We start from the raw sequence: 13,474 nt of genomic DNA on the forward strand, positions 1-13,474 counted from the left end.
TGCTTTTGCCGCTGTCCGAAATACGCCCTACAGGCCGAGGTGAACTGGCCGCCACCCACGGTGCATTCGGCCGGGACGCAGGTCCCGCTCGCGGGGTCGCAGGTGCCGCGCTCCACCGGGCGGCAGCGCGCGAAAGTCACGGAGGTGAACCCATTGACGGGGCGCTGACGCGCCGCCTACCTTCCTGTTCACCGATTGGAAAGTTTCCTAACAGATGGTCGACGGCGACTGTCGAAGGCGGGGTGGCAGTCATGGCCGGAGCGTCGGGGGGCCAGGGAACGCCCGGGACGCCACGGGTGCTGCGGGCCATGAACGACCGGGCCGCGCTGGACCTGCTCGTGTCGCAGGGGCCGCTGACCCGTACGCAGATCGGTGAGCTGACGGGGCTGTCCAAGCCCACCGCGTCGCAGCTGCTGGGGCGGCTGGAGGCCGCGGGGCTGGTGCGTACGACGGGGAATGTGACCGGCAGGCCGGGGCCCAACGCCCAGCTGTACGAGGTCGACCCGGCGGCCGCGCATGTGGCCGCGCTCGCCGTCGACCCGCTGGGGATCACCGCGGCCGTCGCGGACATCACCGGCCGGGTGGTCGGCGAGGAGTACGTCGCCGCCGACGCGCTGGGCGAGGACGTCCCGCACCGCACCGCGCGGCTGGTGGCCGACGCCGTGGACGGGGCGCTGCACAAGGCGGGGCTGGCCCGGGAGCAGCTGCACGGCGCCGTCATCGGGACGCCGGGGGCGATGGACCCGCAGACCGGGGAGCTGCGGTACGCGCCCCACCTGCCCGGATGGCACTCGCGCACGCTCAAGGGCGAGCTGGCCCAGGTCCTGGGGACCCCGGTGGTGATCGAGAACGATGTGAATCTGGCGGCCGTCGCCGAGCAGCACGACGGCACAGCGCAGGACTTCGACGACTTCGTACTGGTGTGGGCCGACTGCGGGGTCGGTGCCGCGATCGTGCTGGGCGGGGTGCTGCTGCGCGGCGCCACCGGGGGCGCCGGCGAGATCGGGTACATGCCGCTGCCGGGCGCCCCGCTGTCCCGCGGCGGGGCCAGGAGCGCGGCGCTGCCGGACGCCGGCGGCGGGTTCCAGCGGCTGGTCGGCTCGCCGAGCGTGGTGGAGCTGGCGCGCGAGCACGGGGCGGAGCGGGTCCGTACGGTCGGCGAGGCGCTGGCCGTGGACTCCGTGCGCGCGGAGGTGGCCCGGCGCCTGGCCACCGGGATCGCGGCCGTGGTGGCCGTGGTCGACCCCCGGCTCGTGGTGCTCTCGGGCGAGGTCGCGCAGGCCGGCGGCGAGCCGCTGCGGGCCCTGGTCGAGGAGGAGTTCACCGGACTGGTGCTGCCCCGCCCTCAGCTGCGGATCAGCGATCTGCGGGGCAATCCGATCCTCACCGGCGCGCTGCGGACGGCGCTCGCCCAGGCACGCGACAGTGTCTTCGACACGGCCTGACGCCCCGGCCGCGGCCCTTCCTTCTTCCGGCGCCCTCTCGCGCGCGCCGCATCGCACCTCGCTCTCCTTGTACGTCCCCCCTGCAACCACCCCTGCCGCAAAGGAAGTCCGCCATGCCGCGAATACGACCGCGCATGCGCCTACGCCCGCGCATACGCCTCGGCCTCACGGCCGCGCTCGCCGGTGCCGGCCTGCTCGTAGCGGGCTGCGCCAATCCGAGCGTGGGCAGCAACCAGGACGATCCGACCGAGCCCGTCACGCTGAAGTTCTGGCACGGCTGGTCCAACGACGCCGAGGTGAAGGCGGTCGACGACAGCCTCGCCCGGTTCGAGAAGCTGCACCCCAACATCAAGGTGAAGGCGACCAACAACGTCACCGACGCGACGATGAACCAGGCGCTGCGGGCGGGCGGCGACGACGCCCCCGATGTGGTCTCCTCGTTCACCACCAACAATGTGGGGCAGTACTGCTCGTCGGGCATGTGGGTCGATCTGGACCCGTTCATGAAGAAGAGCGGGCTCCGCAAGGAAAAGGTCTTTCCCAGGACGCTGCTGGACTACACGCAGTACAAGGGGACGCAGTGCGCGCTGCCGCTGCTGGCCGACGCGTTCGGGATGTACTACAACAAGGACGCCTTCGAGGAGGCGGGGATCGCCCGCCCGCCGCGGACCATGTCCGAGCTGAAACAGGCCGCCGAGAAGCTGACCAAGCGCGGCAAGGACGGGTCGCTGGAGCGGGTCGGCTTCATGCCCAACTTCCGTCTGTACCAGAACAGTCCGGACCGGCTCTTCGCCCAGTGGGGACCCACCTACTTCGACGCGAAGGGAAAGGCGCAGCTCGCCAAGGACCCGGCCGCCAAGGACTACTTCAGGACCACCGACGAGCTGATGCGGGCGCAGGGCGGCTACAAGGCGCTGGAGAAGTTCCGTACGCACTTCGGTGACGAGATGTCCTCGCAGAACGCCTTCCTGACCGGCAAGCTCGCCATGCATCTGGACGGTGAGTGGCGCGGGCTGATGCTCGACGACATGAAGGCGAAGTTCGCCTGGGACACCGCGCCGCTGCCCGTACCCGACGACAAGGCCGATACGTACGGGCGCGGATATCTGACCGGGACCGTCGCGGGCATCGCGCACAGCAGCAAACACCAGAACGCCGCCTGGGAACTGGTGAAGTTCCTGACCTCCGACACCGACCAGGTCGTGAAGTTCGCCAACGCGATCCACAACGTCCCCTCGACGTTCGAGGCCCTCAAGTCGCCGAAGCTGGACGCCGATCCGAGGTTCCGCACCTTCCTGGACATCATGCGAAACCAGCACAGCGTCGCGCTGCCGCCGTCCGTCAACGGCGGTCAGTACGTCGTCTCGCTGCAGGACTTCTCCTATTCCTACGAGGCCGGGAAATTCCCCGACCTGGACAAGGCCCTGCGCGAACTCGACGAGCAGATAGACGCCGACAACCTCCAGTCCGAGAGCTGACGGAGACCCGCCATGGCCACCACCTCACTGACTCCCCCGGCCAAAGCGCCGGGCGCAGCGCCCGCCAAGGCGCCCGAGCTGCGCCGCAAGCACACCCGTCAGCGGCTGCGCACCCTCGGTTTCCTCTCCCCCTGGCTGGTCGGTTTCTCGGTCTTCTTCGGCTATCCGCTGATCGCCACCGTCTATTTCTCCTTCATGCACTACAACCAGATCCAGGCGCCCGACTTCGTGGGCCTCAGGAACTGGAAGTACGTCTTCACGCAGATGCCGCTGTTCGGGCCCGCCCTGTGGAACACCCTGTGGCTGGTCGTGGTGATGGTCGCCCTGCGAGTGGTCTTCGGGCTCGGTATCGGGCTGCTCATCACGAAGATCAAGTCGGGCGTCGGCTTCTTCCGTACGGCCTTCTACCTGCCGTATCTGGCGCCCCCGGTGGCCGCCACGGTCGCCTTCGTCTTCCTGCTCAACCCCGGCAGCGGACCGGTCAACGAGATCCTGGGCGCGATCGGCATCGAGGCGCCGACCTGGTTCAACGACCCCGACTGGGCCAAGCCGTCGCTGGTGCTGCTCTCCCTGTGGGGCATCGGCGACCTCATGGTCATCTTCATGGCGGCCCTGCTGGACGTGCCCAAGGAGCAGTACGAGGCCGCCGAGCTGGACGGCGCCGGGGCCTGGAGCAAGTTCCGGTACGTCACCTGGCCCTCCATCACCCCGATCGTGATGTTCGCGGTGGTGACCGGCGTCGTACAGACCATGCAGTACTACACGCAGGCGCTGGTCGCCGGAAAGCTGGCGTCCGGGGTCTCGATCGGCCCGGGCTCGGTGATCCAGCCCGGATATCCGGACCACTCCACCCTCACCGTGCCGCAGCTCGTCTATTCGCTCGGCTTCCAGAACTTCAACACCGGCGCGGCGTGCGTGCTCTCGCTCGTGCTCTTCGCCATCGCCATGGCCGTCACCACCCTGCTGATGCGCAAGCGCGCCGGCCTGCTCTCGGCGGAGGACTGATCGCAGATGACCACCACGACCCTGACCGCGACCAGAACGCCCTCCCGTACGAGTGGCGGCCGCGGCCCGGCCGCCGCCCGCGCCCAGCGCAAGCGCGTACTGCACTGGATCGCCGTGCACAGCGTGGCGATCGCCGCCGCCCTCTTCTTCGTCCTGCCCTTCGTCTTCGTCTTCCTGACCTCCGTGATGAGCGACGAGCAGGCGATGAGCGGCGAGCTGTGGCCGCACGAGTGGAACTGGTCCAATTACGCGAAGGTCTTCAGCACCCCGGGCTTCCTCGACTGGTGGCGGAATTCGCTGCTCTACGCGGGCCTGGGCACGCTGTTCACGGTCTGTTCCTCGATCCCGGTGGCGTACGCGCTCGCCAAGTTCCGCTTCCGGGGCCGCCGCACCGCGATGATCCTGGTGATCTCGACGATGATGCTGCCGCCGCAGGTGATCGTCATTCCGATGTATCTGGTGTGGGCGCAGCAGCTGCATCTGTCGGGATCGCTGTGGCCGCTGATCATTCCGATGGCGTTCGGCGACGCGTACTCTATCTTCCTGCTGCGCCAGTTCCTGCTGACCATTCCCAAGGAATACATCGAGTCGGCGAAGGTGGACGGCTGCGGTGAGCTGCGCACGCTGCTGCGCATCATCGTGCCGATGGCCAAGCCCGGTATCGCCGCGGTCGGCCTGTTCCAGTTCTTCTACTGCTGGAACGATTACTTCGGACCGCAGATCTACGCCGCCCAGAACCCGGCGGCCTGGACGCTGAGTTACGGCCTGGAGTCCTTCAAGAGCGCGCACAGCGTCAACTGGAACATGACCATGGCCGCGACGCTGCTCATCATGGCCCCGGTCATCATCGTTTTCTTCTTCGCACAGAAGGCCTTCGTCGAAGGCGTCACTCTCACCGGAGTAAAGGGCTGATTCAGCAATGAAGCTCGCAGTGGTCGGCGGAGGCTCGACCTACACCCCCGAACTCATCGACGGGTTCGCGCGGTTGCGCACCCCCGGAAACGGCGGTCTGCCGATCGAGGAGCTGGTCCTGATCGACCCGGCGGCCGAGCGGCTGGAGCTGGTGGGCGGCCTGGCCCGGCGGATCTTCGCCAAGCAGGGGCACCCGGGCCGTATCTCCTGGACCGGTGACCTGGACGCCGGAGTGGACGGCGCCGACGCGGTGCTGCTCCAGCTGCGCATCGGCGGACAGACGGCCCGCAACCAGGACGAGACCTGGCCGCTGGAGTGCGGCTGCGTGGGCCAGGAGACCACCGGCGCCGGCGGTCTGGCCAAGGCGCTGCGCACGGTCCCGGTCGTGCTGGACATCGCCGAGCGGGTGCGCCGCCGCAACCCCGACGCCTGGATCGTGGACTTCACCAACCCGGTCGGCATCGTCACCCGGGCCCTGCTGAGCCACGGCCACAAGGCCGTCGGGCTGTGCAATGTCGCCATCGGCTTCCAGCGCAAGTTCGCGAAGCTGCTCGGGGTGGGCCCGGAGCAGGTCGAGCTGGAGCACGTGGGCCTCAACCACCTGACCTGGGAGCGCGGCGTACGCGTCGGCGGCGAGGATGTGCTGCCCAAGCTGATCGCCGAGCACGGCGCGGCGATCGCCGAGGACCTGCGCATGCCGCGCTCGCTGGTGGAGCGGCTGGGTGTGGTGCCCTCGTACTACCTGCGCTACTTCTACCAGCACGACGAGGTCGTACGGGAGCTGCGGACCAAGCCGTCGCGGGCCGCCGAGGTCGCCGCGATGGAGAGGGAACTGCTGCGCATGTACGGCGACCCGGCACTTGAGGAGAAGCCGGAGCTGCTGGCCAAGCGCGGCGGGGCCTTCTACTCCGAGGCCGCGGTCGCGCTGACCTCCTCGCTGCTCAACGACACCGGCGACGTCCAGGTGGTCAACACCCTCAACAACGGCACGCTGCCCTTCCTGCCCGACGACGCGGTCATCGAGGTCCCGGCGCGGGTGGACGCGCGCGGCGCCCACCCGGTGCCCGTACGGCCCCTGGAGCCGCTGTTCGCCGGGCTGGTGGCCAATGTGACGGCGTACGAGCACCTCGCGCTGGACGCCGCTTTGAAGGGCGGGCGGGACCGGGTCTTCCGGACGCTCCTGGCACATCCGCTGGTGGGACAGATCGAGTACGCGGACAAGCTGGCCGACGACCTGATCGCGCACAACCGGGAGCACCTCACGTGGGCCTGAGCGGCACCGCCGGAGCGGAGATGGCGCTGGCCGTCGACGCGGGCAACAGCAAGACGGACGTGGCCCTGGTGGCCGCGGACGGGACGGTCCTGGGCACGGCCCGCGGCGGGGGCTTCAAGCCTCCGGTGGTGGGCCCCGAGCGGGCCGTGGCGCAACTGGCTCCGCTGGTGGCCTCGGTGCTGGCGCAGGGCGGCGTACAGGGCCCGGTGGCGCAGGTCTCCGCGTACCTCGCCAACTGTGATCTCCCCGTGGAGGAGCGGGAGTTGACACAGGCCGTCGTCGCGCACGGCTGGGCCCCTGCCGCGTCGGTCACGGTCGGCAACGACACCTTCGCGCTGCTGCGGGCCGGGCTGCCGGACTCCGGCGAGGCGGCGGGGGTGGCCGTGGTGTGCGGCGCGGGCATCAACTGCGCGGGGCTGGGGCCCGGCGGGCGCACCGCCCGCTTCCCCTCCATCGGCATCATCTCCGGCGACTGGGGCGGCGGCGGACACCTCGCGGACACGGCGCTGTGGTGGGCGGCGCGGGCGGACGACGGGCGCGGCCCGGCCAGCGCGCTGGCGGCCGAACTGCCCGCGCACTTCGGCCTGTCCACCATGCCGGAGCTGATCGAGGCGCTGCACCGGAAGGCCATCGAGCCGCTGCGCAAGCACGAGCTGACGCCGGTGCTGTTCGCGGTGGCCGCGGCGGGTGACGCGGTGGCGCGCGAGATCGTGGCCCGGCAGGCACAGGAGATCGCAGTAATGGCCACGGTCGCCCTGGAGCGGCTGGAGCTGCTGGCCGAGCCGACGACGGTGGTGCTGGGCGGGGGTGTGCTCGCGGCGCGGCATCCGCTGTTGCACGACCGGGTGGTGCAGTTGCTCGCGGAGCGGGCGCCGAAGGCGGTGCCGCGGGTGGTGTCGGCGCCGCCGGTGCTGGGAGCCGCGCTGTACGCCCTGGACCGGGCGGGGGCGCCCGGTGAGGCGTATGAGCGGCTTCGGGGGCGCTGGGGGTAGGGCCACTCGGTTCACCTACTCCCCCACAACGGGAGGGGACAGGCCGGAGCGGGCTGATGTCCAGACGTAAAGCGAAGCAGTCTGCACATCGGCCCGCGGAGGCCCCTCACCGCACCCGACAGCCCCGCGCAGCGGACAGCGGCCCGCCGCAGGCGCAACGGCGCGGAGCGGGCGACTCAGTCGATCCAGATACTGCGCCCCTGGCCCGCGACAGCGGACTCGCCCGGGTGGACGGCGAAGTCGAGTTCGCCGGTGCAGCCCGGGCCCTGGAGGATGTAGGCGATGTCGTTGGTGTGGTTGATGACGGTGTCGAACCGCTTCATGTCGTAGCAGCCGCTGGGGTCGATGTAGCCGAAGTCCTTCACGACGAGGACCCCGCTCGTCGCGCCGGCGGAAGTGGGGACGGTCAGGGAGATCATCGCGGCGGCGGCCAGGGCGCCGAGTGTGGTGACGATGCGTCGCATGGTCGTACCTCCTGTGCGCCGGGGCCGCTCCTTTACGGCCTCCGACGATCATCGAACGTACGCGATCACGCACTCGTGGTCACCGGCGTGCGGAGGCATGGCTTCCGTCACGGAATGCACCTTTTGGCGCCGTTCACCACTGGACAAGATCGGTCGCGGAATGGTGGGGGTTCGGTGGGAACCGGACACTTGGCGTCTGCGTGGTGGCGTATGAGGGGTTGTGGGCCGACCGCCGGGCGGTCCCCGGCGCGGCCGGATGTCGCGATCAGAACAAGATCCGGGCAATTTCGGTGTGGTTGTCAGTGGCTGCGGCCATACTGCTGGCCGTGCACCTGTTCCCGTGCGCCGGGCGTGCGGGGCCGGGTCCGCCGTCCGTGACCCAGGGGGAGGTTCCGTGTCACAGCCGCAGACCGGCACCGCGCCACCGCCACCGCCCGCGCCCGCTCCTGACGCGCGCCGCCTGGCCTGGATCGAGGCGCTGGAGCGGCTGCGGGCCGGAGCGACGACCGAGCCGGGGCGGCTGCGCATCATCGGGGCCGTACTCGCCCTGCTGGTCGTGCTGTTCGGCGCGGTCACGGCCTGGCAGGTCACCGACCGCGCGGCGGCCGCGCGCGATGTGGTGGAGCGCAGCCAGCCGCTGAGCGCGGACGCCGCCAGCATCTACCGCTCGCTGGCGGACGCCGACACCACCGCGGCCGGCGGCTTCCTCGCGCGCGGCACGGAGAGCCCCGCCACCCGTGAGCGCTATGCGGACGACATCGCCACCGCGTCCAGGCTGCTGGTCACGGCCGCGGCCAACACCCGCGGCTCGGACGACTCCCGCCGCCTGATCGAGAAGCTCAGCGGCGAACTCCCGCGCTACACCGGCCTGATAGAGACGGCGCGTACGAACAAGCGGCAGGGCCTGCCCCTGGGCGGCGCCTATCTGCGCTACGCCAACGACCGGATGCGCAACGAACTCCTGCCCACCGCGCGCAAGTTGTACGACGCGGAGTCGGCCCGGCTGAGCGCCGACTACGACGAGGCCAAGGCCTGGCCGTGGGTGGCGCTGGGCGCGGGCGCGGTGGCGCTGGCCGGGCTGGGCTGGGCGCAGCGCCGCAACTACCGCCGTACGAACCGCGTGTTCAACCACGGCCTGCTGGCCGCCACCGCCGCCTCGGCCGTGGTCCTGCTGTGGCTGACGGCCGCGCACGCCGTCGCGAGCACGGGCCTGAACAACTCCTGGAACCAGGGCGCCAGATCACTGCGAGTGCTCAACGAGGCGCGCATCGACGCCCTTCAGGCGCGCGGCGACGAGAACCTGACCCTGGTGGCGCGTGGCGCGGTTCTGACCAAGGACCAGCAGGACTTCTATGAGGTCGGCTACCGATCCGGTATGAAGGGTCTCGCGGGCGGGAGCGACGGCAAGGGCGGCAAGCTGGGCACGGCGCTGGCGCTGGCGGACGACGAGGAGGGCAAGCGCCTGGTCCGTAAGGCGCAGACCAATGTGGGCGAGTGGCAGCAGCGGCACGTCCGGGCGCGCGAGGCGGACGACCGGGGCGCCTACGAACAGGCGCTGAAAAGGGTCAACGGCACGGACCGGCCCACCCGCGAGTCCTTCGACCGGGTGGACGCACACCTGAGACAAGCACTGGAGCACGAGCAGCGGGAGTTCAGGCAGGCGGCCGACGACGGGCGCGGGGCGCTGGGCGGGCTGGCGGCGGGCGCCGCCGTACTGGCCGTGCTCGGCGCCGCGGGCGCGGTGCTCGGCATCGGGCGCAGACTGTCGGAGTACCGCTGATGAAAGCGGCGGCGGGGCCTGGTGACGGGACTGGGGATGAGGGCATGAGGACGCGGAGGAAGCGCGCGAGCCGGGCGAGGGCGAATCTGCGCGCCGTCCTGGCGCCGGCCGCGGCCGGGGCGGGCGTGATGGCGGCGACCGCCGCGGTGCTGGTGCCCGTCCTGGCCGGCGGCGCCCGCGGCGGCCCGTCCTCCCAGGCCGCGTATCCGCCGCGGGCCACGCACGCCGGGCCCGCGGCCCAGGCCTGCACACCCGAGAACGCGGTCCAGAGCCTGCGGCCCTCCACCGACGGCGGCGCCGCGGTGGACCGCATCAAAAAGCGCGGCCGCCTGGTGGTCGGCGTCGACCAGAACACCTACCGCTGGGGCTACCTCAACCCGGCCACCAGCAAACTGGAGGGCTTCGACATCACCTTGGCGCGCGCCATCACCAAGTCCCTGCTGGGCGACGAGGACAAGGTCGCCTTCCTGGCGATCCCCACCAACCAGCGGGTGCCCGCCCTGCAGGGCGGCCGGGTCGACATGGTCGTGCGCACCATGACCATCAACTGCGCCCGCAAGAAACAAGTCGCCTTCTCCACCGCCTACTTCCAGGCCGGGCAGCAGCTGCTGGCCCCCAGGACGGCCGAGCTGGACTTCGACGACTCCCTCAAGGGCAAGCGGGTGTGCGCGGCGCGCGGCTCCACCGCCGAGACGGAGCTGGAGCGCCGACCGCACGGCGCCACGGTCGTACGCGTCGCCAACCAGCTCGACTGCCTGGTCAAGCTCCAACTGGGCGAGGCCGACGCGGTGGTCACCGACAACGCGCTGGGCGCGGCACAGGCGGCACAGGACCCGACGGTGGAACTGAAGGGCAAGCCGTTCACCCAGGAGGCGTACGGCGTCGCGATGAACAAGTCCGACACCGACCTGGTGCGCTGGGTCAACAAGGTTCTGGAGGACTACCGCGACGACGGTTCGTGGAAGGCCGCGTACGACAAATGGCTCAAGAAGGATCTGCCGAAGATATCCGGCGCTCCCGACCCCGAATACGCCGACTGACCCCACTATGGAAACACGCACCACCGCACCGACGAGGTACGCACCACCGGCACGGACACCACCACGGCGCATCAACACCGGCGCGCCACCAGCACTTTGGAGAGGTGATCGATGGGGGTCCCTGGACCCGTCCCCGGCTCCACGGGGAGGCCCCACGGCCCGGTCATGAACCGGGATGAGGTGGACCGCGCACTGGCCCGGCTCGGCGCCGAGCACGAAGCGATCGAGACCTCTTTGCTGGCCCTGCAGGACCACGCGGGCCGCCGTCTGCTGGAGGGCGCCGAGCTCAGCGGCACCACCAAGGACCGCTGGGCCGCCACCGAAGAGTCCATCACCGCCCTGTGGGCGCACTTCGACGCCTACAGCGCCGCGCTCGACTCCGCCCGCGAGCTGCGCTCCCGGCGGCGCTGGCCCTCCCCCGAGGACCTGCGCGAGCTCACCGAGCTGCTGCGCGGCAGCGCCGTGACGGTCGCGGGCGGCGCGGCCGGGGGCTGGAGCGCGCAGACCTCCCCCTTCGGCGAACCCCCGAGGCTCAGCGCGCAGTTCAGCCTCCAGGAGCTGGTCGAGCGGATGAACGGCTGGTACGCGAGCGCGCTGGACGTGATCGTCGCCGCCGACGCCGTGTGGTCCGCGCTGCCGGCCCGTATAGACCTGCTCTCCGCCGAGTTGCAGCGCACCCGCTCGCTGGCCCACTCGGTGGGGGTGCGCCCCGGCGAGCACCCGGCGGGCGACGACCTGGAGCGGATCACCCACGACCTGACGCTGCTGCGCGCCCAGGTCGTCGCGGACCCGCTGGCCTTTTGGATCTCGACCGCCACGGGCAGTTCGGCGCCCGGCGGCGGCCGCCCCGACACCGCCCGCTACGACCGCGCGGCCCGCGCCCTGGAGGACGTGCGCCGCGAGATCGAGGCCGTGCTGGGCGTGCGCCAGGACGCCGAGCAGCGCCTGATGCAGCTGCGCGACGTGCTCTCGCGGGCCGACCGTACGCTCACCGAGGCGCGGCAGGCCCGCGGCGAGGTACTGGCCAAGATCGCCGCGTCCGAGGTGCCCGCGGTCTCCGGCCCCTCCACGGCGCTGCACGAGCAGCTGGCGGCGGCGGCCGAGTACCGCCGGCACGCCCAGTGGCACCGGCTGTCCCCGCTGCTGGACAGCCTGGAGCAGCGCGCCGAGGACGAACTGCGGCGCGCCCGCGAGTCGTTGACGGCGGTGACCGCGCCGCTGGCGGTCCGCGCCGAGCTGCGCGGCCGCCTGGACGCCTACAAGGCCAAGGTCGCCCGCCTCGGCCTGGCCGAGGACCCGCTGCTGATCGAGCGGTACGACACCGCGCGCCGGATGCTGTGGAGCGCGCCGTGCGATCTGCGGGTGGCCGAGCAGGCCGTGCTGCGCTATCAGCAGGCCGCGGCCGAGGCGTTCGTACCGCAGCAGACGGACCGCAGGGGGGAGCCGTGAGCGGACAGGAAGAGCGCCAGGCCGAGCTGCCGCCCCAGCGGGCGGCCCCGGGCGGGCGCCGTCAGGCGGGCGCCGCCTGCCAGCGGCGGGGCTGCGCGGGCTCGTACGAGGACGTCGGCGAGGGCGAGTTGTACTGCGACCAGTGCGGTCTGGCGCCGGTCGTCTCCACGGACGGCATGGTGGGCGCGGCCCCCACCGGCCTCACCGCGGCCCGCGGCGGCCCGCCCTCGGCCCGCTCCGCCGGCTCCGCCCCGTCCGCCCCCTCCTCTGGCTCCGCCCGCTCCGCCTCCTCGCGCCGCTCGGTCTCCGGACGGCTCTCCCGCTCCGTCTCCGGCGGCGCCGCCACCCGCTCGATGTCGGTCCGCAGCACCGGCAAGGGCCCGGCCTCGGCCACCGGAGGGCGCAGCCGGCTGGGCGCCGGGCTGGTGACGGTCCCGGAGGTGCCGCGGCCCGATCCGCGCACGGCCGTGCTGGAGGACCCCGAGGTCCCCGAGCGCAAGCGGTTCTGCAGCCGCGGCGACTGCGGGGCCCCGGTGGGCCGTTCGCGCGGCGACCGCCCCGGGCGCACCGAAGGCTTCTGCACCAAGTGCGGCCATCCGTACAGCTTTGTACCCAAGCTGCGGCCCGGCGACGTCGTGCACGGCCAGTACGAGGTCGCCGGCTGCCTGGCGCACGGCGGGCTGGGCTGGATCTATCTGGCCGTCGACCGCGCCGTGTCGGATCGCTGGGTGGTCCTCAAGGGCCTGCTGGACACCGGCGACGAGGAGGCCCTCGCGGTAGCCGTCTCCGAGCGCCGCTTCCTCGCCGAGATCGAGCACAGCAACATCGTGCGCATCTACAACTTCGTCGAGCACCTGGACCAGTCCACGGGCAGCCTGGACGGCTACATCGTCATGGAGTACGTCGGCGGCAAGTCGCTCAAGGACATCGCCAACGAGCGGCGCACCCCGCACGGCAGGCGCGACCCGCTGCCGGTCGGCCAGGCCTGCGCGTACGGCATCGAGGCCCTCGAAGCCCTCGCCCATCTGCACAGCCGCAATCTGCTCTACTGCGACTTCAAGGTCGACAACGCCATCCAGCAGCAGGACCAGCTCAAGCTGATCGACATGGGCGCGGTGCGCAGGATGGACGACGGCCACAGCGCGATCTACGGCACGGTCGGCTATCAGGCGCCGGAGGTCGCCGAGGTGGGCCCGTCCGTCGCCTCCGACCTCTACACCGTCGCCCGCACCCTGGCCGTGCTCACCTTCGACTTCCAGGGCTATACGACCGTCTTCGTCGACTCGCTGCCCGACCCCGAGCACATCGAGGTCTTCCGTACGTACGAGTCCTTCTACCGCCTGCTGGTACGCGCCACCGACCCCGACCCGGCCCGCCGGTTCGCCTCCGCGCAGGAGATGGCCGAGCAGCTCACCGGCGTCCTGCGCGAGGTCGTGGCGCTGCAGACCGGCGAGCAGCGGCCCGCGCTGTCCACCCTGTTCGGCCCCGAACTGCGGGTGGTGGACACCGAGTTGGTGGACCACGCGGACGGCGACACCTCGCTGCTGGGCGCGCGGGCGCTGCCGCCGGTGCGGTGGGCGCGCGGCGGCCGCGCCAAGGCGGCAGGCCCTGCCCCGCTGCCCGCGGGCCTGGCACC

11 protein-coding genes are annotated in these 13,474 nt (G+C 71.5%); 10 read left to right on the top strand and 1 reads right to left on the bottom strand.

The features are described 5' to 3' along the window. Positions 1–251 precede the first annotated feature (251 nt). The 6 genes from AC4IJH_RS28620 (at position 252) to AC4IJH_RS28645 (ending at position 7,105) form a co-directional block, all read left to right on the top strand. On the top strand, positions 252–1,445 hold the full coding sequence (locus AC4IJH_RS28620; protein WP_490854779.1) for an ROK family transcriptional regulator: 1,194 nt from the start codon (positions 252–254) through the stop codon (positions 1,443–1,445). Between the two features lie 113 nt (positions 1,446–1,558). Beyond that, the gene (locus AC4IJH_RS28625; RefSeq protein ID WP_490854780.1) at positions 1,559–2,923 is read left to right on the top strand and encodes an ABC transporter substrate-binding protein; all 1,365 of its coding nucleotides are present in this window, start codon (positions 1,559–1,561) and stop codon (positions 2,921–2,923) included. 12 nt (positions 2,924–2,935) lie between these two features. Continuing rightward, entirely contained in the window at positions 2,936–3,928 is a 993-nt protein-coding gene (locus AC4IJH_RS28630) for a carbohydrate ABC transporter permease (protein ID WP_490854781.1), read from the top strand. Between the two features lie 6 nt (positions 3,929–3,934). Beyond that, positions 3,935–4,840, top strand: a complete 906-nt coding sequence (locus AC4IJH_RS28635; protein WP_490854782.1) for a carbohydrate ABC transporter permease — start codon at positions 3,935–3,937, stop codon at positions 4,838–4,840. Positions 4,841–4,847: 7 nt separating this feature from the next. After that, positions 4,848–6,113 carry a 6-phospho-beta-glucosidase gene (locus tag AC4IJH_RS28640; RefSeq protein ID WP_490854783.1) on the top strand — a complete coding sequence of 422 codons (1,266 nt, stop codon included), beginning with the start codon at positions 4,848–4,850 and terminating at the stop codon, positions 6,111–6,113. Further along, positions 6,104–7,105, top strand: coding sequence for an N-acetylglucosamine kinase (locus AC4IJH_RS28645; protein ID WP_490854784.1), 1,002 nt, complete (start codon positions 6,104–6,106; stop codon positions 7,103–7,105). Before AC4IJH_RS28640 ends, AC4IJH_RS28645 begins: the two co-directional genes overlap by 10 nt. A 176-nt stretch (positions 7,106–7,281) precedes the next feature. On the opposite strand, the gene AC4IJH_RS28650 is transcribed toward AC4IJH_RS28645, so the two are convergent. Next, a complete protein-coding gene (locus AC4IJH_RS28650) occupies positions 7,282–7,569 on the bottom strand; it encodes a hypothetical protein (protein WP_490854785.1) in 288 nt (95 codons plus the stop codon). A gap of 394 nt (positions 7,570–7,963) precedes the next feature. Here AC4IJH_RS28650 and AC4IJH_RS28655 point away from each other — a divergent pair, with 394 nt between their 5' ends. The 4 genes from AC4IJH_RS28655 to AC4IJH_RS28670 form a co-directional block, all read left to right on the top strand. After that, entirely contained in the window at positions 7,964–9,349 is a 1,386-nt protein-coding gene (locus AC4IJH_RS28655) for a GlnX family signal transduction membrane protein (protein ID WP_490854786.1), read from the top strand. Positions 9,350–9,393: 44 nt separating this feature from the next. Beyond that, a complete protein-coding gene (locus AC4IJH_RS28660) occupies positions 9,394–10,389 on the top strand; it encodes a glutamate ABC transporter substrate-binding protein (RefSeq protein ID WP_490854787.1) in 996 nt (331 codons plus the stop codon). Between the two features lie 111 nt (positions 10,390–10,500). After that, positions 10,501–11,838: a hypothetical protein gene (locus AC4IJH_RS28665; RefSeq protein WP_490854788.1), complete on the top strand. Its 1,338-nt coding sequence runs from the start codon at positions 10,501–10,503 to the stop codon at positions 11,836–11,838. Between the two features lie 26 nt (positions 11,839–11,864). Then, the coding region (locus AC4IJH_RS28670) for a serine/threonine protein kinase (RefSeq protein WP_490854791.1) at positions 11,865–13,474 on the top strand (1,610 nt) is incomplete at its 3' end.

The organism is Streptomyces sp. UF-297, assembly GCF_058245575.1.

Excerpts from the sequence above, each read along its gene's own strand:
- AC4IJH_RS28660 (WP_490854787.1), top strand. The coding sequence starts at position 9,394 with ATGAGGACGCGGAGGAAGCGCGCGAGCCGGGCGAGGGCGAATCTGCGC.
- AC4IJH_RS28630 (WP_490854781.1), top strand. The coding sequence starts at position 2,936 with ATGGCCACCACCTCACTGACTCCCCCGGCCAAAGCGCCGGGCGCAGCG.
- AC4IJH_RS28620 (WP_490854779.1), top strand. The coding sequence starts at position 252 with ATGGCCGGAGCGTCGGGGGGCCAGGGAACGCCCGGGACGCCACGGGTG.
- AC4IJH_RS28635 (WP_490854782.1), top strand. The coding sequence starts at position 3,935 with ATGACCACCACGACCCTGACCGCGACCAGAACGCCCTCCCGTACGAGT.
- AC4IJH_RS28665 (WP_490854788.1), top strand. The coding sequence starts at position 10,501 with ATGGGGGTCCCTGGACCCGTCCCCGGCTCCACGGGGAGGCCCCACGGC.
- AC4IJH_RS28625 (WP_490854780.1), top strand. The coding sequence starts at position 1,559 with ATGCCGCGAATACGACCGCGCATGCGCCTACGCCCGCGCATACGCCTC.
- AC4IJH_RS28650 (WP_490854785.1), bottom strand. The coding sequence starts at position 7,569 with ATGCGACGCATCGTCACCACACTCGGCGCCCTGGCCGCCGCCGCGATG.
- AC4IJH_RS28640 (WP_490854783.1), top strand. The coding sequence starts at position 4,848 with ATGAAGCTCGCAGTGGTCGGCGGAGGCTCGACCTACACCCCCGAACTC.